We start from the raw sequence: 21,084 nt of genomic DNA on the forward strand, positions 1-21,084 counted from the left end.
CGGGACCCAATCAGCCCCGGAACACCACCAATCATCACAAGCCCGACCGGGAAACCGGGCGGGCTTTTTGCTTTTCAGGAGCACAACACATGAAACCAACCAACGAACATCACGAGCAGCCGATGCAGGCGGGCGCCCCAACGCCATCCCTTTCCCCTCACCTTATGGCCGTCTGGGGCGCCTTCCTGCATGAAGGGCTGATGCTGAACGCCAAGAACGGCGGGCGCGCTTCCGCGATCCTGGAGTTATGGGGTCAGGGGTGCGTCGAGCTGATCATGGCCGTCTGCGAGTTCATCCCCGACATCTGGAAGCAGGTGCAGCCCTACTGGTATGGCCCACAGGATTTTCCCGGCGTGTTCGAGTACGAGGTGGTGTCCATCTTGGGCGAGCAGCTGGGTAACTACATTCTCAAGCGCGATGGCGACCTGCCCTCCCAGGCGGAAGCCGAGCGGATGATTACCGCACTGGTAGTGACCTTCTTCAGCCAGGGCGACATCGTCGTCAAGGAAGACGACCCTGAGATTCCCACCGAGCGCCTGGTGAATCTGCACCAGCGCTTCCGCGAACGGCTGGACCAGCTGGCGGGAGGTGAGGCATGAGTACCTCCCGTATCCGCAAGGACAACCACCGCCCGGCCCTGCGGCTGGTCTCCACCCGGGACATGAGCCGGGAGGACTGGCTGCAGGTACGCAAGCAAGGCATCGGCAGCAGCGATGCCGCGACTGCCGTAGGCCTCAACCCGTACCAGTCGCCGCTGGAGCTTTGGATGGTAAAGACCGGCCGGGATCAGGACTTGCCCAAACCTGACCCGGAGGACATGAGTTCACCGCTGTACTGGGGTCATGTGCTGGAGCCGGTGGTGGCCGAGCACTATGCCCGCAAGACCGGCAACAAGGTCCGTCGGCTGAATGCCGTGCTGCAGCATCCGGACCCAGACAAGGCCTGGATGCTGGCCAACCTGGATTACACCGTGGTCGGTAACGACGCGGTACAGATCCTGGAGTGCAAGACGGCGGGCGAGTTCGGTGCCCGACTGTGGCGAGATGGGGTGCCTGAGTACATTCAGTGCCAGGTGCAACATCAGCTGGCGGTCACCGGGAAGCAGGCAGCGGACGTCTGCGTGCTGCTCTGTGGGCAGGACTTGCAGGTGTTCCGGATCGAGCGGGACGAGGAGGTCATCGAGCGCCTGATCGCGCTGGAGCGTGCCTTTTGGCATCACGTGGAAACGGACACCCCGCCAGAGGCGGACGGCAGTGATTCAGCGGGGCGCGCCCTGCAGGCGCTCTACCCCCGCGATGCCGGCACGGTGTTGGACCTGTCCGGGAACGCCTCGCTCTGCGGCGACTTCGACGAGCTGTTGGATATCCGTGAGCGGCTCAGCCGCCTGCAAACCCGGGAATCGACCCTCAAGCAGCGCATCCAGCAGACCATGGGTGACGCCAGCAAGGCGGTATTCCCGAGCGGCGAGGTGTCCTGGAAACGCAGCCAGGACAGCACGGTACTGGACAGCAAGCGACTGCTTCAGGACCAGCCTGATCTGCTGGCGGAGTACGGGACCATTAAGTCGGGTTCGCGCCGCTTCCTAGTGCGGTCATGAGCCCCTCAGCGATGCTCCGCCTACCGAAAGCACTGTACTTGAGAACGTCGAGTAGCGACTTGAGGCGCATGGCGGGCAGCTTTCTGAACGTATTCAGAAGCAGTGCCTCTGCCTCATTGCGTGCCGCTATGATGCGCTCGGTGGCGGAGCGTCGCTCTCCCCGCAAAGCAGAGAGCCCAGAGAAATGCCCAGTACCGATCGCAGCTTCGGGAGCAGGCTAAATCTCGGCACCCCGGCGATTAGCCACTCCATTATGATTCCTGGTTCCACAATCCATCTTCATCGTGTCGCCGAGCTTCATGCTCGTATGATTTGGCAAGGTTCTCTATCATTGCGGCCAGGCTAGGTTTCGATTCTTCCCAGTAAGAAGCAAAGCGCCTGAACTCCCTTGCCACTTCACGTTCCTGCTTCCCGCCATCGTATGGCATCCGAGAAGTAACTCCTCTGGCGTTGCGCACCCCCGTACAGAAACCTCGCCTGATGTCCTCACAATCTTCCTGATCCAGTAATTCGGCAATGACTTCATCTGGCCAGTATTCCTGACCCTTGTTCAGCGGCCAGTCAGATAGCCAGGCGCCCACCGTATAGTCAGTGGCTGCCTCTCGGTCATTCTGCCTTGCCAATTCACGCACCCTGTTCACCCAAGAGAAAAACTGCTCTCGATCAATGCTTCCATCTTGGTCTCTTCCCGGAACACCCCGCCCGCCATCAATCAGTGAGCGGGCGGCTCCCGCTGCAAAGCGCAAGTCCTCAGATACTGACTCCGACTCGGCACCACGGGGCCTGAAGCGAAGGCAGATCAACTCGATAAATGTATCTGGATTACTGAGTATCTCGGCCATCAGATGAGGCGCCCCATACTTGTCACGACTCAGAACTGGGTAGTAAAGGAATTCCAAGCCCACCAGATCGGATTGGCTAAAATCCGCTTCTGAAAGGGCTTCAAATACACGAGCTATATGCCAGGGCTGCGCAAGACCTACATCAGCCTCTTGGCCTGAAGCTATCCCCTTTAGCATTTCGGCCAGAAGGTCCCCGGACACATCCCCTGCTCTGCTTCCTAGAGCCTCCAGGGCGGTTCTTGGTCTTTCAGCGGCCAATAGCTTTTCAATACAGAAAGAAAGATCCGCTTTATCCATTTGATAGTAGAGTGGCCTGACTATCTTCCAAAAATGATCACGAACCTCCGTCGGCTGATTCTCAACAATGACCCATAATTCCATTGATTGCGGCGCGCTCGCGACAAAGCTGGCTATGGCATTTCCTGGCTCAGCTTTATCTTCAAGCTGCTCCAGACATTTATGCAGAAAATCGATGAATTTATCTTGTGGCATTGCGTGTAGTAGCCCGCATGTCAACGAGTCTGGCAAAGCCGCATTCTGTAAATTGATATACCAGTCGCAAATCCATACTGATAAATCGCCATTATCAAAGGAATCCCTCGCCAGCGCCCAACCAACTAGCCTAGGGTCTCCACACTGCATGGCTAATCGCTCTATGCCGTACCAGCCTAGTGTGCTGTAAACTTCATTGACCGCCAAAGAACGCAATGCAGCCCTTGTCTTTTCAGCCTCTTCATAGTTCTCCTCTTGCCCATCAGGAAGTTCGACCCAGCCATTAGAGAAAATCCAAGCATGCCGGATGACCAAGTCGTCTGGAGTGAGCAGGTCAAACAAAGGCCTAAGAGCATCAGCCGAGTAACGATCATGTTTGTTGCCATCTTGATTAAATGAGTTTTCCCAACTCAAAAACTTTCTGGTTGCATTGCGAACAGTTTCCCGATCCTCATCAAGAAAATCCGTTGCACTGGCAACCAACGCTATGACCTTGTCACGGAAGCTCTCATCTAGATGATCAATTTTCGGAATCAGATCCGCAATACGCCTAGCATTGCCCTTTGCTAGCTCAATTAGTACATCGGCTATTGAGAGAAGGAATTGTCTAATTTCTTCATCAGTGACAACATCTCCTGCGCCTGCATCGTCGTCCCGCCACCGAGGCTTTGCATTTGGCGAAGCGCTATCCTGATGCCCAGGAAGTAACGCCAGCAAAAGATTCCAAGTCGTTTCAGGGTATCTCTCTCGAAGGCTGGCAATCGTTCTAAGTCGTATCTCTTTCGACGCCGCCGTCTGTGGATACCATGATCGGAAAAGGGAGACCAGCGAGTTGAACGGTGTATTGATCCAATTTCCCTTGACCTCTACATCGGACATTTCAGCAAAGATGCTCGCAATTCGACCGAGTCTAGTGGGATACCATGCCAGCAACTCCAGCGCCCAAAGCAGCTCGGCATGCCAACAGCGGCCGAATGCCCCTGAAGATTGTGTTTCAGTTATCAAGCGAGTAACTGGTCTTTCAGGCTGCTGCAGGCTTTTCTGTATTGCGCTTAGGAACACATCGGGGGCAGCTTCAGAAAATGACCGAAGGAAGCCTGAAACAGAAAGCCAGCGCTCCTCATCAGCATTGGACAGAAGTTGATCAACAAAGCTCCGCACATGGTTTCCGACAGCAAGGTGGCCAGCGCTATCAGAAAAGTAGCCCAGCTTTGCCATTGATTCCGCCATGGCCTCAAGAATTACGCCCGACTGATCTCGAACCTTCCCGTAGACGGAAGCCATCCAGCGTTTTTCATCTTCAAGCTCCAACACTGGATCAGGACTTTGAAACACTGCTGTCGCAACCTGAAAAAACCTGTCCAGGAGAGCATCTGTCAACCTGGGAGCCATCAGATGCAGTAACTCCAACGGCGCTTTGGCCTTCCAAATAGAGCCGATTCTTACGACGGGCGCATCATCAAGCGCGACCAGCTTTAACAGTTCGTTTTCAATTTTTTCATACGCGCTGTTGGCAATTGTCTCTATGCACGCCTTATCACCATCGGATGCTCCGTTCCAGGCTCCCGCCAATGTGAGAATGAGCAAGCTCGAAACATCGGCAGCATCAGCCCAATCTGGCCGTTGTATGGCTGGATTCTGTGCATGCCATCTGCGAAACACTGTCCAGGACCTTCCTAGGGTGCGAGTTAATCTGGAAGCATCAGACGCAGCTATACCCAGTTCAAGCAGAGACTTTTCGAACTCATCAGGTTTTGGTCGGCGAAGCTCTACGGCATGCTCTCCAGCAGCCCTTGCACCGATTCCTTTAAGGTTGAAGTTCTGATCTCCGAACGCCATAGGCACTATCAAGCTCATTCCATCACGTGGAGCGCGATAATTAGCCAGTCGATTGTCGGCAATCACTACCAACTCTATACCGGGATTGGAGTCCACAAACTGCCAGCCTTCTTCTGATGTAATGCAGGCAGCACGCTGGGAGTAGCCCTCTTCAATCAGCAGCCCACAGACGAATGTGACAGCTTCCGATTGGCTGTCAGCCACAACGGGGATCAAGTTTTTCTTCTGCTGAATAGCGTTCCTGAGGGTGGCTTTTGAATCCTCTCGCCCTGAAAATAGTGCCGTGGGTGTAATGGCAGGATCGGACTGATTGCTCCAGTGCTCCCAGCGCTTCTCCACCGCCTCTATACCGTAACCAGCAATGCCCAGCTGCATACCCAGCCACAAGGCGGTTGAAGGGGATGTTTCCAGCCAGGCCTCCAGATCGTCTGCATCCCATACCCAGACGTCAGCCCAGACATTGAGACTTCTCATGCTCTCTTGCCATGCGCTTTTCCCGGGCCAGCGCCGAGACGTCACAAACACGAAAGTAGCTTGAGCAGCATCTGCTTTGGATGTCGAATCTAAGCGCTTTTCAAAATCCCTTCCGGCCTTAGCGGCCGAGTCCTTTGAGGTGCCCAGCTCCCAATAGCTAGCACCACTTGGCACCCAGGGACTTCCTTCAACAGTTTCTACGACGCCATCCCAGCCAGGTGCATTGACCGAGTCGCCTCCTGGCATCGCGAGTGCAGTGATGCGAGCCGTTGCCGAGATTAGCCGTCTCGCCAGCACAGGAAGCATGCCTTGAGCATTACGCTGATCTGACCACTGTGCGAGATGGGTTGCGGTTATTCGCATCGAGAGTTCCTCTATGACTATCAGGTGCCAGCTTGACGCTGCAGGCGCGCCCGCCAAGCAAGAGTCTACCTCGCTCTGCCGACAACTCCAGATTGCTCCTCATAGTCAAACTCAGGTGACGAGCGATATTCACTGCCCCGATCAGGGTCATGAGCCGTATGGACTGGCTCTAGGTTCGCAAGCAGCGCATCCAGCAATCCATGGTCGATGGCAGCAAAGCCCTCCTCCCCTCCGACGAGGTGTCCTGGAAACGCAGCCAGGACAGCACGGTACTGGACAGCAAGCGACTGCTTCAGGACCAGCCGGATCTGCTCAGCCAGTACGGCATCCCCAAACCCGGTTCGCGCCGCTTTCTGGTGCAGACCTGACACCCACGCATAGCCCTCCCCGGAACGACTCCGGGGAGGGCTATTTGCAGGAGATACCCATGATCAAGAACCTGGCCATTACCCCGCCCATCGTCGGGCGGATCAGCATCGGCCGCGTGGTCGAGAAGAACGGCAAGCGCCTGCCGGAGAAGGATGATCAGTTCACCCTGACCACCCAGATCCAGACCCGGGACGGCTGGCTGCTTCACCCGCTGGACGAGCAGCTGCGCAAGGACGCCCCGGGCGGCAAGCTGCGCTCAATCTCGGTACGGATGCTGTTCGACGACCCGGACCTGAACCTCCGGGCCGAATACACCCTGTTCGATCGCCAGAACGGCCGCTCCCTGTGCGTGGGCGACGGCGAGACCTGCCGCCGGCAGACCGAGGAAGGCGTACAGTCCCTGCCCTGCCCAAGCCCCGACAAGTGCCCGCTGGCCGCCAATGGTGCCTGCAAACCCTACGGGCGCCTGAGCGTGCGCGTCGGTGACGACGAGGACGTGGGGGTGTTCGTATTCCGGACCACCGGATACAACAGCATCCGCACACTCGCCGCCCGGCTGCGCTACTACCACGCGTTGTCCGGGGGCGTGCTCGCGGCCTTGCCACTGGCGCTGAAGCTCCGGGGCAAAAGCACCACCCAGAGCCACCGGGCACCGATCTACTACGTGGACCTGACCACCCGGGACGAGCAGACGCTTGAGGACGCCATCCTGGGCGCCCGGGCCGTGGCACGGGAGCGCAAGGAACGGGGCATTGATCAGGCGGCTCTGGATGAGGCTGCTCGGGCAGGTTTCGGGCTGGCAGCGTTCGACTTCGATGAGGATGAGGGGGTGCAGGTGGTTGAGGAGTTTCTGCCGGAAGGAGCGGCCAACCAGCAGCACCCTGAGGCAGCCTCAAACGAAGGCACTCCCAATGGCCTGAAGGCAAAGCTCGATCAGCGTGCCCGCAGCCAGTCAGCTGGAGAAGTCAGCGCTTCTTAGCGTCTCGATAGACCCTTTCCGCAGACAGCCACAGGTCAGACGGCAGGCAGTCGAGCGCTACCGACAGCTTCCACACTGACTGGACGGATGCGCTCGACACCCCCCGCTCGATACCGGAAACGAAGGAGCGCGCCAGGCCAGCAGCATCCGCCAGCTCCTCCTGGCTGAGGTCCAGCTCAGTACGGCGAAGCTTCACCGCTCTACCAAACGCAACACCGATATCCATAGCCGCAACCCTTCAACGCACGTGCGAGGAAGGGTGGCAAGGTGGATATTGACGCACCACGCACCATACAGGACACTTCGACCTTTATATCAGTCATTAGGAAGATAATAGGTGTCGAAAGGTCCTCCAGAGATCCGTGGCAATCAGCGGCTGTCAGCCGCTACACCACCCGACATTCCCGAAAACAAGGAAAAGCATTATGAAAAGAGCTCCACTACTCCTCTGTGTCACCCTCATCGCCGGCTGCTTCAATTCGGACATCGACTTGATCAAAACAGGCCGCCTCGATTTGAAGCCGGAGTACACCGTCGGCGAGGCCTTTGATAATCGCAAGGTTTGCAAAAATACATCTTGGGATGCCTTCAAGGATGAACGTCAGCGCGCCATCGTTGAGTACCGTTGCTACTTCAATGGCTACGACACGGTATTTACCAACAAAGCGGCGGCGATTCATGCCGAACTGGAAGAGCTTGACGCCAAGGCAGCCCACAAACGCGAAGCTCTAAACGAGAAACTAGCCCAGGCAGAAAAAGAGCTAAGTGATGCCCGCGAGCTTCTTAGCGATCCCAAAACTGTAGCAATGAAGTTAAAGGCCGAATATGACGCTCGACATGCCAGCTATACAGACTTCCTGAAGAATAATAGGAATCGCGATACGGATGACTTCATCAGTAACGGAATCGAAATTCCCGAATCTCTGGATGATCTAGGCATCCCCACGTTACTTACACAGGCGAAGCGACTTCGGGACGGAGGTGACGATTATGGCTATTACGGCGTTTACCAACGGGTCAAATCTTCTTTAAACGCACTAATGGTCGATGCACAATCAAGAGTCGCTCACCTAGCCTCCCTCAGAGAAACCGTTGAGGAAGACACAGAAAAGTCACTTCAAGCGAAATATAAAGCTGCAAAAGATCAGATTGCCTCTATCAAAGGGAAGCTTCAGGCTCTGGATGCAGAGCATGTCGAGTATCAAGAGTACAAGACACAAAAACAGGCGGAAGCGAAAGAAATTCTTGCAAGTTCTGGAGAAGCACAGGCATACGAATATTACCGTTGGACCATTCTCGATGACGAGTCTTTCATGATCGTCGGAGGCGGCATCATGGAGAAACCCCCAGGGCAAGCCGAATTCAGCGACAAGCCCTACGCTTACCCAGCCGATACCGTTGCGCTGGTTTATCAGGACAACGTCACCGGATTTAGGGAGTACAAGCAAGCCATCGGTGCCAAAGCATGGACGAGGATGCTCGGCTACTGAAATTCATTCACCCTATCTGTCACAAGCAACTATTATTGTTGCTTGTGACAGCCTCTCCACTGCGTAGAATAGATTTTTTTCTCGCCTGAAATTAATTCTACTTCTTTGATGATTTACTAGGCTTCAGTTCTTTTGTGTTTCCAGGAGTATTTTTATTGTCACGTCGACGTTGGTCAGGCTTTCCTGTTGATTTAGCCTTTGGCTTTGGGCCTGGTTTGAGAGCCATAATAGTTTCTCCTTCAGCATCTAAGAGCAATCCGTTCACGTATCAATATATTGGTATCGGCACATATACTCAATAGAACAGAATGATCCACTACTGCCCGGATTCCCCTGTAGAGAGCAACATGTATTCGGGAGAATGAAGCCGGGAGACTGGAGCCTTACCAATCAGGCACGCACCTCTCACTCCTCGCCCTCCAAATAGCTCAATCCATGGATACGGGCGGGGACAAACACCTTCATATGGTGCACGCCCGGGAGGACCTGGCCTGCTCCTTTGAGAGCCTGGCGGTGTGCGAGCTGAATACCGAAGTCCTGCGGCCTATCCTGCAAGCCCGCCGGGAGGGCAAACGGGTGGATATCCAGTACGCCTCCCTGAGCAGCCCAGAACCAGAGTATCGAGTGATCCAGCCCCACACCGTGGTGCACTCGGCCTACCGTTGGCATGTCCGTGTCTGGTGCGAGAAGAACGGTGAATTCAGGGACTTCGTCCTGAGCAAAATCAGCGAGTCAACCGGCATCACCCTGCCGGCAACCCACTGCGCGAATCAGAACGAGGCATGGAATGCCTCGGTCACTCTCACCCTGATTCCCGCCCCCGGGCTATCACGCGCCCAGAAAGCCGTGATAGCCGGAGATTACGGGCTGAAAAATATGCAGCTGAGCATTCCCACAAGGGGCGCGCTTGTCAGCTATGTGCTGCAGCAGCTCAGGGTGGATTCTTCTCCTCGGGAGCGGTCTCCCGAAGCTCAACAGGTGGTGGTCAAGAATCGGGATAAGGTTGCTCGTTGGTTAATCGATGCCGGTTAGGCAGTTGCTGAACCTGCCGGCCAGTCGACGAAGAGACGTTGCTACTGGACCCGTACCGCGCAAGGCAAATCAAACCTCACTGATAAATCCCCGGTGCTCGGGCTCTGGCAGTCGATCCATTTGAAGCATGACCGTGCCGCCCGTAGAGGCGCTTCGGAAATAGGCTGTGCCTGCAGGGCTTTCCGTGGACACCAGATCTACCGGCATGAGCCCCATCTGGGGCGCTACTCGCCTGGCTTCCTTCGGGTCCATCCGCCGCATGGCGAGGCGAGTGGAGACCATGGCATGCACCTCGCTGCCGAAGTGCGACGTCATCTGTGAGGCGAGGATCAGCCCGATGCCATACTTTCGCCCTTCGGTTACCAACACGTTCAGGATGTGCCTGGAGTCCTCAGCGTTGCCACGCCCCAGGCTCAGTATCTTGGCCTCATCGATAATGATGAAGACGCGGTAACGCTCGGAGTCAGAGCGCGAGTTGACGGGTATCGGACCTGCTGCCCTGCCCGCCTCAAAGATCATGTCCAGGACAGTCTCTGCCGCCAGCAGCTGCGCGTCACCCCTGAGTCGACTGCAATCCAGGCGCATGTTGTATGCAAGCATGTCCTGCACGCTCACCGATGTCGGATGGCGAAAGAGGGCATTGCAAGAGAGCGTTTCAACCCTGGCCAGGCATGCGTTCACTGTCTGCCTATCAAACCCCTCCATACCCTCCTTGCGTTTACTTAGCATCCGCAGATGCTCAGCGATGTCTCCCAGCGAGGGAGAAACAACGCGCCATCCGAGGTAGCGGTCCTCGCAAATGCCAAACTCCCGGTATACGTCAGTAATGACCCGTCGCAGACACGCTGCCTGCTTATACCCGAGACAACCAGACGCACGACCGACCCTGTCGACTTCCTTGGCGATCTTCACCTGCAGTCCCTCTTTGGCAAGCGTTGTTTTGTCTATCGCCAGGGGGTTGAGACCCTGTCCCGTCGCCTGACGCACGTGCGCGTGAAGCGTGTTCTGCCCCTCGAAAAGGACATCCCCATGGAAATCGATGGTCACTACCGGGATGCCATGGCGCACCAGCGAGCCGCCAATCAGCTTGAGCGCCTCGGTCTTCCCTGACCCTGATCCGCCCGTGACCATCATGAACCCGTTGATCTCCTTCCCGGGCTCCCAGCTGCAAGCCACCTCACCGGCCGCCGTTGCTGGGGATCTTCCCAGCAGCACTCGAATCGGCATCAGCAGGTCACGGTAGCTCTGGTACGCCGGCACGCCTGGTCGGACGCCCTTTCTGGCAAGGAACCGGAGCCACCGGGAGACCGCTGCCGGCTTGACCTTCTTATTCCTCGCAAGCCAGCGCATCCCGCTCTTCCATCCGGTCCATAATCCAGGACTCGATTTCCGTGGAGACCCACCGAACGGCCCGCCCGCCAACGCTTACGGGCTTCGGGAACGTGCCCTCGTTGATCATCTTGTACGCGGTGGTCTTCTCAATGCCTGCCATCTGGCAGGTTTCCTTTAATCGCATGAGTCGCATGAGTTGCTCCTGGTATTCACTCATGCCATAGCGATAAGCTGTAAAAACTAACTTCCTCCATCAATGAAGCCGAAACTCTCAAGGCTGTATCCTCTACCACTATTTCCGGCTTTGGCCAAACCACTCAGCCTTTCAAAGATCTTCCAAACGCTCGGAGGCACCCGCGCATCAAGACTCTCGTTTTCATTGAGAGGAAATCGCACAAGCTCAGCACCCTGCGCGACCTCAACCTTTAGCGCAGATGCCCACGCCTTTTGGATGCGCTCCTCCATACTACCTATGGCCTCATGCTGATCCGGCCACCATGGACTAACCACGTCAAGACTCCCTTTGAGACCGCCCAACGGAAAATACACATCTTGATTAATAAAAATCGCCAAGTAATAAATGGCTTCCCCATCACGTCGCTGCTCTGTGCGATATATCAAGCGAACACGACAGAGAAGCGCGCTCAAACCCTTTCGCTGCCGCTGCTCCAGATCCCCATTTATCAACGCCTGCAACACGCACGTGAAGGACTCGGCAACATCATCCGGACCAAACTGATGAATCGCCGGCTGACGTGCCGTCAGATAGACGATGCCGGTTCGAGGGTGCTCTTGGATCGCGCTATCCAAGGTAGTGCAAAGCGACTCCAGATACCGAGTTATCAATGGACGCCTTGCCTTCGCTACCGTTGGAAGGCCCCGCCAATATCGCGCATAGTGAAGATCGGGATTATTTCTCATGAGATTCTCCTTCTAAAAGTTCATGCCGTGGCGAGGATGCGTAGAACTTAACCGCCAGAACGGATCTGCTGCGCCCGGGCAACGGGTACGATCGAAGTTGCGTCCTCCGTCTCCGTAGTCCTTAGTCGCCGCTTTTGCCAGATAGCTGAGCGCGAAGAAGGCAGCATTGTGCTGGGTGCCGAAATTGACCGAGTTCACGTCTATAACGATTCCCGGTCCACACAGGTGCACCAGGCCAGCCGAGCTCTCTAACTCAATTCCCAGGACCCGAGCCCAGGCCTGCCGGGCCATGAATGCCAGTCCACCAGGCCCCTCATAAGGGCCTGTACTTGGATAGTCGTCATGGTTGACCAGAATCGCGACGTGGAAGTGGTGGTTCAGGGACTCCTCCCGCTCTCTGGCCCAGATATGGCGAACAGTGCAGCGATGTACTCGCTTCCCCTCGCGCTGCTTGCGCTCAAGATCCGCCTCAATCAATGCCCTCAGGCTACGAATGAATCTGGTAATGGCACCGGATGAGTCATACTCCTGCCCGTCAGCTGGAAAGTGGAGATCGAACCTGACAACCAGCGTTCTCAGGTGATCCTCAGTTGCATCCCATAACGTGCGCTCAATGCCCTCCAGGTACTCCACGATTAGCGGGCCCCGATTAATGTTCACCGGCATGCCGTTCCAGTCGGGTGCGAAGTGGAGGGTAAGATTCTTGTTCTTTGGGTTTCGGATTTTCATTGCTATTTCCTTGTTGGTAAGTACATAGCAACGGTGCTACGGGTAATTATTTACGCTGCCCTAGTGGCAGCGAATCTCATACCGACGTGACGATATAGCGCCAGGCCTCGTGGGCCTGGCTATAGATATTGGTCATGAGTGAACGCAGCCTACACAAGTGGGCTGCTTGGTATGGATATGAAGACTGATAGATATCGTTGGTGGTGATGGATATATATTACTAATTACCAACAGTTGTGACCGGCCTTAAGGCTATCGCAGCTCGCTTATGCGCTGGCCCCAACCGTCCGCGACGGCAACCTTATCCACTCTGCAAATATATTATGCCGATGAGCCGCCGTTATCCTGATGTCCATAGTGCTCAACCGCGTACCCATACGCAGTGTCTGCAGGAATTATTCTTATGACGTGACTAGGCATCTGCTCCGACCGGGGTTCCTCTCGCGCTGCAACCTTATGTTTTGCCTCGGCAGCCAGTCTCCACGCAATGCCAAACAGCAGCCCGGCCACCCACGTTGATTGCGTTTCCGTGAGTCCAATCCGCTTCGGAACAGCCTCCTCTCGAATGACGCGCACCAAATCAGTCCATTCCTCCTGAACGGGTGACTGATCGACTGCGGAAGGGCCGGAGTCATAAAGTTTGCCGGCATAAACAATCAGCCTGTTCCGCTGATAACGCATTATGGCCCCCACGGGAGCATCTAGAAAAACCCGATCTACCCGAACCCTGTTATGCCAAATCTGCTCTATTTGGGATTCCAGCTCCGCTTGATCCCTCTCCTTAGCCTCCATCGGCGGTGGCAGAGAACTATCACTAGGACAGAAATAACACACCTTATCCCATAGGTCATAACAGGCGTTCGCGTATGTGCTCAGCTGTGACAGCTCAGCACCGTTATCACGCACAGCACCTCGCAGCTTGCCCTCAAGGGTTCTTACAGATTCAGCAGTCGCAACAAGGGAGCTGAATTGCGCCAGCACATCGCTGTGCGAAACTTTGGTGACTTTTGGAAGTAACGGCCTCGACCCAGTTTCAGGCAGCCCAGCGTTCAGGAACAGAACACCGGCCCCCAAGCCAAACAGGCCCTTACAAGATCGACCCGCCACCCAAGCGGTCACATAGCCCAGCCTCTTAAGTTTGGCGACCTGACTTTCCACCTGCCCAGGGGACAACCCGGCCAACCTGCCAAGATCGGCGCGACCCAACCCCGTAACCACACCCTTATCGTCAGCCTTGGCCCAAAGGATGGCCAAAAGAACCTTTCCCTCAAGTTGTAGCCTTTCGTCCATACCCGTTCTGCCACCACGCGGCACCGTCTCCTTGCTGATACTCTGTTCACCACCGGTAAATAGAGAACGGCATACTTGCAATAAGCGCTGATCAGCAGACACGTTGCCTGCCTCATCTGGCAGCTCTCTGAACCGCCGAAGCCCCAGAAAGGACTTAATGCCTGTCCGGTTTATCCTCAGCCCCTTCCTTGAGCGCCCCCTGAGACTAAGTCCGATCTGCTTATTTGACGCCGTTGCCAAAATCCGCTCGATGGTTATCAGCCCCTTCTTCTCCAGCCCATTTCTGGCCTCGATAAGCTTGGCATTTGACATGCCAAACCACCGCGCGAGATCCGCGACAGTGCTACACGACGGTTTGTCACCAAAGGAGCAAATCAAGCTGGCAAGCAGGTACAGCTCCCACACTGTGAACTCACCAGATTTCTCTATGAAAAGAGGCTCAAGAACCCAAAGCATGGGCCACGGAGTAAAGTTATTATCCAAAAACATATTCCTTTTTAGAAAATAAATACTAATTCTCATACTTATTGAATTACTTGGTATTATACTTAGTAATTAATCATTTGTGAGATATTTAAAAGCTATGAACATATTTGAATGGATAGATAAATCAGATGACGAGCAGGTAAACTGGGCGGTCAACTATCTAATCAAAAAGAGACACATCTCCATCCCCAAGTCACAACAGATCACGGGCAGAATACTTGACCAGGCCGCATACGAACTGACCAACAGCTCATCCCTCACCATCAGCGACCTTGCTAATCTGATAAAGCGAATGCGAGGCGCCTGGCACAGAAAAAAAAAGAATAAAAAAGGAGACCCCGCCGTCAATCTGACCGTCGAAAAGAACATCCGAAACAGGTTCAATGCGCTCGCCCGCGCCCAAAAAATGTCTCAAGCCGAGTACTTCTCTTACCTAGTGTTACGGGCGGACAGCCTTGAAAAGGAGAAAAGAGAGGAGACCGCAAAGCTCTTAAGGGAAATCCGCGAAAGCAGAAAGAAGCCAATACCGACCGACCCGCTAGGGGCTAAAGACCGGGAGATCCAGCGACTAAAGGCGCAAGTCTCAGAGCTGCAATCCATGCTTCCGACCTTGGCGTACGAGTTGTGCGAGGCAGAGGCCATCCAAGAGGCCATTGAAGCTGGACAGGAAAGCCCGCCGCCAGGACGCCTTACAAAGGCCAAACTGCATGCAGACAGGCTTGTTAACGCATTAATGGTTACCCGCAAACCCAAGGCCGGCAGCAAAGCGAGGCGCGCAAGCTATGTCCCATCCAGCGAGATTCGGGGCACTGATCAGCAATCGACGGATAGCAGCAACATAAACGCGCATCCGCCCACCTCGCTGGCCACCAAGCCCGAACCACACTCAGAAGACAGCGCAACGGAGACTTCCGCACCCGAGGCACCCCAAGGCACCGTTGAGCCTACACACCACTCACCATACGCACCTGACAGCGACACGCCGGAACCGGCATCGCCTGCGCCCTCGGAGCAGCCTGATGAAGCCGACACCGCAGACGACAGTCGACAGCAGGAGCCAAGGAACATCCTGGATCTGGTTCCACCGCGCTCCACCCAGACCGACAAAGAGTAGTTCCGAATTACCCTTTCTGACGCAGCAACGTATCCAGATGGTCCGCCCACTTCTGCAGCCAGACCTTGCACTGGTCCTCGTACCGGTGCAGGTCATAGGTCCCCTCGATCCCCTTGCGGGAGTGGCCGAGCACCGCCTCGGCCACTTCACTGGGACAACCCAGCCGGGACAATCCGGTCCGGACCGTACGCCGCAGGTCATGCGGAGACCAGTCCTCAATCGTCGTCAGCCAGCGCTGCTCTGGTCGATAGACACGGCGGTTCTGCACCTGCTCGGGATGCTTCAGCTGCCATTTCGCTTCGCTCAGCGATTTTTGCTGGATTGGCCGACCTGATCGGGAAGACGGGAACACGTAGGTGGTGCCGTTCAGCTTGAGCTGGCGGAGGAACTCGACCGCCTGGCGTGACAACTGGACGTAACGCTCGGCCCCGTTCTTGGAGTCACGCATGTGCCAGACACCCTTTTCCAGGTCGACATCACGCCACTCGGCTTCGCAGACCTCACCTGTTCTGCAGCCTGTCCACAGCGTCAGCCTGATGACATTTTTCTGCGTTACCGAGAACCCGGAACCCGGTAGCCAGGCAAGCAAGGCACGCAGATCCTCGTCGGACAGAGCCCGACGCCCCTTCTCCGAGCTCAGCTTGACCCGGGCCGTTCGCAAGCTGCCCTTGGCCAGCATTGCCGGGTTGGCAAAGTCCTCCGGCAGTTTCTCCATGGCGATTGCGTATTCATAGGCGGCCGTTAGCTCCCTGAGCACGTTACCTGCCTGCACATTGGCACCACGGGCCAGGATCTTCCGAACCAGGTCCACCACGTGCTTTCTGGTGACTTCGCCGGCCGGCATGTCGCCGAGCACCCGCACCGGATCGTTGTACAGTGTGCGGCGGACCTCGGCCTGCCCTTTTGGCTTTCTGGAGCCTGCCACCCGCTTCGGCTTGCCGGTGCGGGCATCCTTGATCATTCGATCCTCGATGACCTCGGTTAGGTACAGCTCGATCAGATCTGCCACCAGGAAGGCGGCAGCCTCTTGCTCGCGCCGGGCTTTTTCCTCCTCCTCGCGCTGGGCCGCCAGCTCTCGTTCCTGCTGCGCCTTGGGACACACACCCGCGCGCTGCAGCTCTTTCATCCTGACGACCTGCATCCTGGCTTCCGCCAGTTTCAGACCCGGATAGTGGCCAAGCTTGAGCTGCACCAGCTTGCCCGTCTCGGGACTGCGGTAACGGTAGATGAATGTGCGCACGCCAGACTTGGCACAGGTGACGCGCAGCCCCTGCGTTTCGCCAACGTCGGTCCTGGGGCTGTCGCCCGGACGCATGGATTCAATGGCCCTGACGGATAGAGGCGTTGTCATGGGTTTGTTATGCTCCCGCACCTTGATTTACAGATACTCATAAATTGGCACACACACCTATGGTTCCAAGCGAAACGCTGAAAACCAGAGCTGGTGCGGCGTACAGCCAATCCAGTATAGGTCGGGTGCAGTATAGCACGTCATATCGGGCCAAGGCCAAAAAGCTATACTAGAACCTATACCAGATTTGCGGCTTGGGGCGCTCTTTGGCGAACAACAGCGAACCATGACGGAACACCGAAAAATAAACTAACTTCATGTTTTTAGTGAAATTAATAGCCAAATTGTGGCCTAGAGCCTTGATATGAAAAGTGACGATTTTTCGCAACACACCCCGATGATGCAGCAGTACCTCCGCATCAAAGCCCAACACCCCACCCAACTGGTGTTCTACCGCATGGGCGATTTCTACGAGCTGTTTTTCGGCGACGCCGAGAAAGCGGCCCGGCTGCTGGACATCACCCTGACCGCCCGTGGCCAGTCCAATGGCAAGCCGATCCCCATGGCCGGCGTGCCGTACCACGCGGCTGAGGGCTATCTGGCGCGGCTGGTACGGCTGGGCGAATCGGTGGCGATCTGCGAGCAGTTCGGTGACCCGGCGACGAGCAAGGGGCCGGTGGAGCGGCGTGTGGCGCGGATCGTCACGCCGGGCACGGTGAGCGATGAAGCGTTGCTGGATGAACGCCGCGATAATCTGATCTGCGCGTTGGCGCAGCAGGACCAGTCCATTGCCGCAGCCAGCCTGGACCTGACCGCCGGCCGCTTTACTGTCACGCATCTGGAAGGCCATGAAGCGCTGCTTGCCCTGCTGGAACGCTGGCAACCGGCAGAACTTCTTTACAGTGAAGACGCCCTGCTGCCGGAAAGCGTGCGCCAGCGCACCGGCGCCCGTGCCCGCCCGGTGTGGGAATTCGATGCTGAGGTTGGCAAACGCCAGTTGTGCCAACAGTTCGGCACGCATGACCTGAGTGGCTTCGGCAACCCGGACATGCTCGAGATCGCGGCTGCCGGCTGCCTGCTGCAATATGCGCGTGATACGCAACGCACCAGCCTGCCGCATATCCGGTGCCTGCGCCGCGAAGATCATGGTGCGGGCATTCAACTGGACGCCGCAACGCGTCGGAATCTGGAGTTGGTTCAAACCCTGGACGGCCGTGATACGCACACACTCGCCTGGGTGCTCGACAGCACCGTCACGGCCATGGGTGCGCGCCTGCTGCGCCGCTGGATCAACCAGCCGCTGCGCGACCGCGATGCATTGGGCCAGCGCCAGGCACGTGTGGCGCGGTTGCGCCAGAGCTGGCTGTTCGAGGAACAACGCCGTGTGCTGGCCGATATCGGCGACATGGAACGCATTCTCGGCCGCGTGGCACTGCGTTCCGCACGGCCGCGTGACCTGACGCGGCTATGCCAGAGTCTGCATGCCCTGCCCCGCCTGCACAGCCTGCTGGATGACCAGGACGCCGATCTTGCGTCCCTGAAGAAAGCATTGACGCTGTTTCCGGACGAAGCCGATCTGCTGCAACGCGCGGTGATCGAAAACCCGCCCATGCTGATCCGCGATGGCGGCGTCATCGCGCCGGGTTATAACGCAGAGCTGGATGAGCTGCGCGCCATCAGTCAGAACGCCGGCGATGTACTGGTGGATATCGAAAAACGCGAACGCGAGCGCACCGGCCTGTCTACGCTACGGGTGAAGTACAACCGCGTGCACGGCTATTACATCGAACTCTCCCGCCGTGAAGCCGAGCAGGCACCCGTCGACTATGTACGCCGGCAAACGATGAAAAACGCAGAGCGGTTCATCACGCCGGAACTGAAAACGTTCGAGGACAAGGCGCTCTCTGCCAACAGCCGTGCCCTGGCGCTGGAAAAATCCCTGTACGAAAACCTGCTGGAAATCCTCGCCGAAAAACTCGGCCTGTTGCAGGAAACGGCAGCCCTGGTGGCTGAACTGGATGTGCTGTGCTGTTTCGCCGAACGCTGCGAGGCATTGGGTTATGTCACACCGGAACTGGTGGACGAACCGGTACTGGAAATCATCGATGGCCGCCACCCGGTGGTGGAACAAGTGCTCGATGACGCCTTCGTACCCAACAGCCTGCATCTGGATCGCCAGCGCAGCATGCTGATCATCACCGGCCCGAACATGGGCGGTAAATCCACTTACATGCGGCAGACGGCGCTGATCAGCCTGATGGCACACATCGGCTGCGGTGTGCCTGCGGCCAGCGCAAGGCTCGGACCGCTGGATCGCATCTTTACCCGCATCGGTTCTTCGGATGACCTGGCCGGCGGTCGTTCCACCTTCATGGTGGAAATGGCCGAGACCGCCAACATCCTCAACCACGCCACCAGCGAAAGCCTGGTGCTGATGGACGAGATCGGCCGTGGCACCAGCACCTTCGACGGGTTGGCGCTTGCCTGGGCCGCTGCGCGCCATCTGGCGTCGGAATTACGTGCCTTTACGTTGTTTGCGACGCATTATTTCGAGTTGACACAACTGGCTGATGACATGCCCGCCGTATTCAACGCGCATCTTTCCGCGACGGAGCATGGTGACAATATTGTCTTCCTGCACCGGGTACAGGAAGGGCCGGCCAGCCGCAGCTATGGTTTGCAGGTTGCGCAGCTGGCCGGGGTACCGTCCGTCGTCATCCGTCAGGCGCGGGAGAAACTGGCTGAGCTTGAAAGCGGCACGCCCCCGGCCCCCCGTCAGGGTACCGCCCCCGGAGCGGTCCCGAGCCCCGCGCCGCAGCAGCCGGACATGTTCTCCACCGGGCCATCTGCCGCCGAGAAGGCCCTGATGGAGACCAACCCGGATAATCTGACGCCACGCCAGGCGCTGGAACTGGTTTATCGTCTGCAGAAGCTGCTTTGACGTTGGCTAACAGGCTGTCAGGACTCGGCTTTACAGGCCTCCCGGCGTGTTTGCCTGAACAGGGGGAACTGGCTAGACTACCGCCGCCCCGAGACAGCAATACCATGAGGACCCGCTATGACTTTCGTAGTAGGCGAGAACTGTATCAACTGCAAGCACACGGACTGCGTGGAAGTCTGCCCCGTGGATTGCTTTTATGAAGGTCCGAACTTCCTGGTGATCCACCCGGATGAGTGCATCGACTGCGCCCTGTGCGAGCCGGAATGCCCCGTCAACGCCATTTTTTCCGAAGACGAATTGCCGGAAGACCAGAAAGAGTTCCTGCAGATCAACGCGGATCTGGCTGAGAAGTGGCCGAACATCACCGAAATGAAGGACGCCATGCCGGATGCCGAGGAATGGGACGGTGTGCCGAACAAGCTGGAGAAGCTGATCCGCTGATCAGCACGCCTGCCCGTTCTCGCCGGGCAGCAGACAAAGAAAAAGGGCGGCATCCTGCCGCCCTTTTTTTCGAGTGATCCTTACCCGTCTTGCGCTCACCTCGACATCCGTGTCTACCAGTCCCTGGCAAATCCTTGTGCACTGCATTCCCTGCGACACAGGAGCCACTATAGCAGCGGAGCCCGGCCCGCAAATGCGACAAATCACACTTTTCTCTCATACCTTCGGCTGAATCAACAAAAAATAACAATTGAATCAGTCAGTTACGATTATTGCAGTACAAAGAAGCGCTTCCGAAGGACAACAAGTTCATGGTTTCTCCTACAACCCTTGTAGGAAATGTCTTACAAAGCCCCCCTGTCTGACCGCTTTGACGGGTCCGGCAGCAGTCTGTGCCACCAGCCTGCCATGACGTCCACCGGCAGCGGCCAATACTTACATTTCGCCGCATTTGCGCTGTAACCGCTTACATTTATACGCCTGATTTAACAGCATATTTTCTGCGGCCGTCGTAGCATTACCTGACTGGTGACACACCATAACCATCCCCCCAAGGCGCTATACACACATAGCGCTCACAACCCCCCCTCTCCACCCTCTTTGGAGAGGGGTTTTTTTTACGTGTTTACCGGGAAAGCGACGGGGCAAAACACCAGGCAGGGCCGGGCATACAGATTTTGCAGTGCATGAGGTATCGGGTGAGGTCAGTCCAGGGTGGACTGCAAGGCGTCGCCTGCCTCGCTGACCGCCGTATCAATGGCGACCAGGCAGCTGTCAATCTCGACTTCGCTCAATGACATCGTCTTTTGTTCAAGCAGAGCACACAATCCCGCCACGCGGGCCGCCCCCAGGTTACTGCTGCTGCCCTTGAGCGTATGCGCCGCACGGCGCAGGGCTTCGCGGTTGTCTGCCTGCCGGGCGCCAGTGAGTTCTTCCAGGCGCTGTGTGGCATCACGTCGCCAGGCAGCCACCAGCATGGGGTAGTCCTGCCCCATGATGTCACGCAATTCCGCCACCAGTGCCGTATCCAGAACAGGCAAGTGCTCCATCGTCCACTCCCGG

18 protein-coding genes are annotated in these 21,084 nt (G+C 56.8%); 9 read left to right on the forward strand and 9 right to left on the reverse strand.

Annotated elements, in window-relative coordinates; genetic code table 11:
- The first annotated feature begins 89 nt into the window (after positions 1–89).
- Positions 90–599 (forward strand): hypothetical protein, encoded by a 510-nt coding sequence (locus S7S_RS11490; RefSeq protein ID WP_238582894.1) that lies wholly within the window; start codon positions 90–92, stop codon positions 597–599.
- Positions 596–1,597, forward strand: a complete 1,002-nt coding sequence (locus tag S7S_RS11495) for a YqaJ viral recombinase family nuclease (RefSeq protein WP_008737042.1) — start codon at positions 596–598, stop codon at positions 1,595–1,597. Before S7S_RS11490 ends, S7S_RS11495 begins: the two co-directional genes overlap by 4 nt.
- Positions 1,598–1,848: 251 nt before the next feature.
- On the opposite strand, the gene S7S_RS11500 is transcribed toward S7S_RS11495, so the two are convergent.
- Positions 1,849–5,607 carry a hypothetical protein gene (locus S7S_RS11500; protein ID WP_035204512.1) on the reverse strand — a complete coding sequence of 1,253 codons (3,759 nt, stop codon included), beginning with the start codon at positions 5,605–5,607 and terminating at the stop codon, positions 1,849–1,851.
- A 200-nt stretch (positions 5,608–5,807) separates the two neighbouring features.
- Here S7S_RS11500 and S7S_RS19620 point away from each other — a divergent pair, with 200 nt between their 5' ends.
- Both S7S_RS19620 and S7S_RS11505 read left to right on the forward strand, forming a co-directional pair.
- Positions 5,808–5,975, forward strand: a complete 168-nt coding sequence (locus S7S_RS19620) for a hypothetical protein (protein ID WP_008737039.1) — start codon at positions 5,808–5,810, stop codon at positions 5,973–5,975.
- A gap of 59 nt (positions 5,976–6,034) precedes the next feature.
- Positions 6,035–6,955, forward strand: coding sequence for a recombination directionality factor (locus S7S_RS11505; RefSeq protein ID WP_008737037.1), 921 nt, complete (start codon positions 6,035–6,037; stop codon positions 6,953–6,955).
- Here the strand turns inward: S7S_RS11505 and S7S_RS11510 are convergent.
- On the reverse strand, positions 6,942–7,181 hold the full coding sequence (locus S7S_RS11510; protein ID WP_008737035.1) for a helix-turn-helix domain-containing protein: 240 nt from the start codon (positions 7,179–7,181) through the stop codon (positions 6,942–6,944). The genes S7S_RS11505 and S7S_RS11510 overlap by 14 nt on opposite strands.
- Positions 7,182–7,380: 199 nt before the next feature.
- On the opposite strand from S7S_RS11510, the gene S7S_RS11515 reads away from it, so the two are divergent.
- The gene (locus tag S7S_RS11515) at positions 7,381–8,445 is read left to right on the forward strand and encodes a coiled-coil domain-containing protein (RefSeq protein ID WP_008737034.1); all 1,065 of its coding nucleotides are present in this window, start codon (positions 7,381–7,383) and stop codon (positions 8,443–8,445) included.
- A gap of 435 nt (positions 8,446–8,880) precedes the next feature.
- A complete protein-coding gene (locus S7S_RS11520; protein WP_008737031.1) occupies positions 8,881–9,477 on the forward strand; it encodes a WYL domain-containing protein in 597 nt (198 codons plus the stop codon).
- 69 nt (positions 9,478–9,546) lie between these two features.
- Here S7S_RS11520 and S7S_RS11525 read toward each other — a convergent pair whose 3' ends face one another.
- The 5 genes from S7S_RS11525 to S7S_RS11545 form a co-directional block, all read right to left on the reverse strand.
- Positions 9,547–10,827 carry an ATP-binding protein gene (locus S7S_RS11525; RefSeq protein WP_008737029.1) on the reverse strand — a complete coding sequence of 427 codons (1,281 nt, stop codon included), beginning with the start codon at positions 10,825–10,827 and terminating at the stop codon, positions 9,547–9,549.
- On the reverse strand, positions 10,805–11,002 hold the full coding sequence (locus tag S7S_RS11530; RefSeq protein WP_008737027.1) for a helix-turn-helix transcriptional regulator: 198 nt from the start codon (positions 11,000–11,002) through the stop codon (positions 10,805–10,807). The genes S7S_RS11525 and S7S_RS11530 overlap by 23 nt, the downstream gene beginning before the upstream one ends.
- Positions 11,003–11,049: 47 nt before the next feature.
- The gene (locus S7S_RS11535; RefSeq protein ID WP_008737025.1) at positions 11,050–11,730 is read right to left on the reverse strand and encodes a YagK/YfjJ domain-containing protein; all 681 of its coding nucleotides are present in this window, start codon (positions 11,728–11,730) and stop codon (positions 11,050–11,052) included.
- 12 nt (positions 11,731–11,742) lie between these two features.
- Positions 11,743–12,459 (reverse strand): inovirus Gp2 family protein, encoded by a 717-nt coding sequence (locus S7S_RS11540; protein WP_008737023.1) that lies wholly within the window; start codon positions 12,457–12,459, stop codon positions 11,743–11,745.
- Positions 12,460–12,780: 321 nt separating this feature from the next.
- On the reverse strand, positions 12,781–14,271 hold the full coding sequence (locus S7S_RS11545) for a hypothetical protein (protein ID WP_144401653.1): 1,491 nt from the start codon (positions 14,269–14,271) through the stop codon (positions 12,781–12,783).
- A 61-nt stretch (positions 14,272–14,332) separates the two neighbouring features.
- Between S7S_RS11545 and S7S_RS11550 the strand changes: the two genes are divergently transcribed.
- Entirely contained in the window at positions 14,333–15,349 is a 1,017-nt protein-coding gene (locus S7S_RS11550; RefSeq protein ID WP_041025987.1) for a prolipoprotein diacylglyceryl transferase, read from the forward strand.
- Between the two features lie 7 nt (positions 15,350–15,356).
- Here S7S_RS11550 and S7S_RS11555 read toward each other — a convergent pair whose 3' ends face one another.
- On the reverse strand, positions 15,357–16,700 hold the full coding sequence (locus tag S7S_RS11555) for a tyrosine-type recombinase/integrase (RefSeq protein ID WP_008737017.1): 1,344 nt from the start codon (positions 16,698–16,700) through the stop codon (positions 15,357–15,359).
- Positions 16,701–17,004: 304 nt separating this feature from the next.
- Between S7S_RS11555 and mutS the strand changes: the two genes are divergently transcribed.
- Together mutS and fdxA are read left to right on the forward strand one after the other, a co-directional pair.
- Positions 17,005–19,581: a DNA mismatch repair protein MutS gene (gene mutS, locus S7S_RS11560; RefSeq protein WP_008737013.1), complete on the forward strand. Its 2,577-nt coding sequence runs from the start codon at positions 17,005–17,007 to the stop codon at positions 19,579–19,581.
- A gap of 117 nt (positions 19,582–19,698) precedes the next feature.
- Positions 19,699–20,022 carry a ferredoxin FdxA gene (gene fdxA, locus S7S_RS11565; protein WP_008737011.1) on the forward strand — a complete coding sequence of 108 codons (324 nt, stop codon included), beginning with the start codon at positions 19,699–19,701 and terminating at the stop codon, positions 20,020–20,022.
- A 704-nt stretch (positions 20,023–20,726) separates the two neighbouring features.
- Here the strand turns inward: fdxA and S7S_RS11570 are convergent.
- Positions 20,727–21,071 (reverse strand): Hpt domain-containing protein, encoded by a 345-nt coding sequence (locus S7S_RS11570; protein WP_008737009.1) that lies wholly within the window; start codon positions 21,069–21,071, stop codon positions 20,727–20,729.
- Between the last annotated feature and the right edge of the window lie 13 nt (positions 21,072–21,084).

The sequence above is a fragment of the Isoalcanivorax pacificus W11-5 genome (genome assembly GCF_000299335.2).
GTDB lineage: Bacteria > Pseudomonadota > Gammaproteobacteria > Pseudomonadales > Alcanivoracaceae > Isoalcanivorax > Isoalcanivorax pacificus.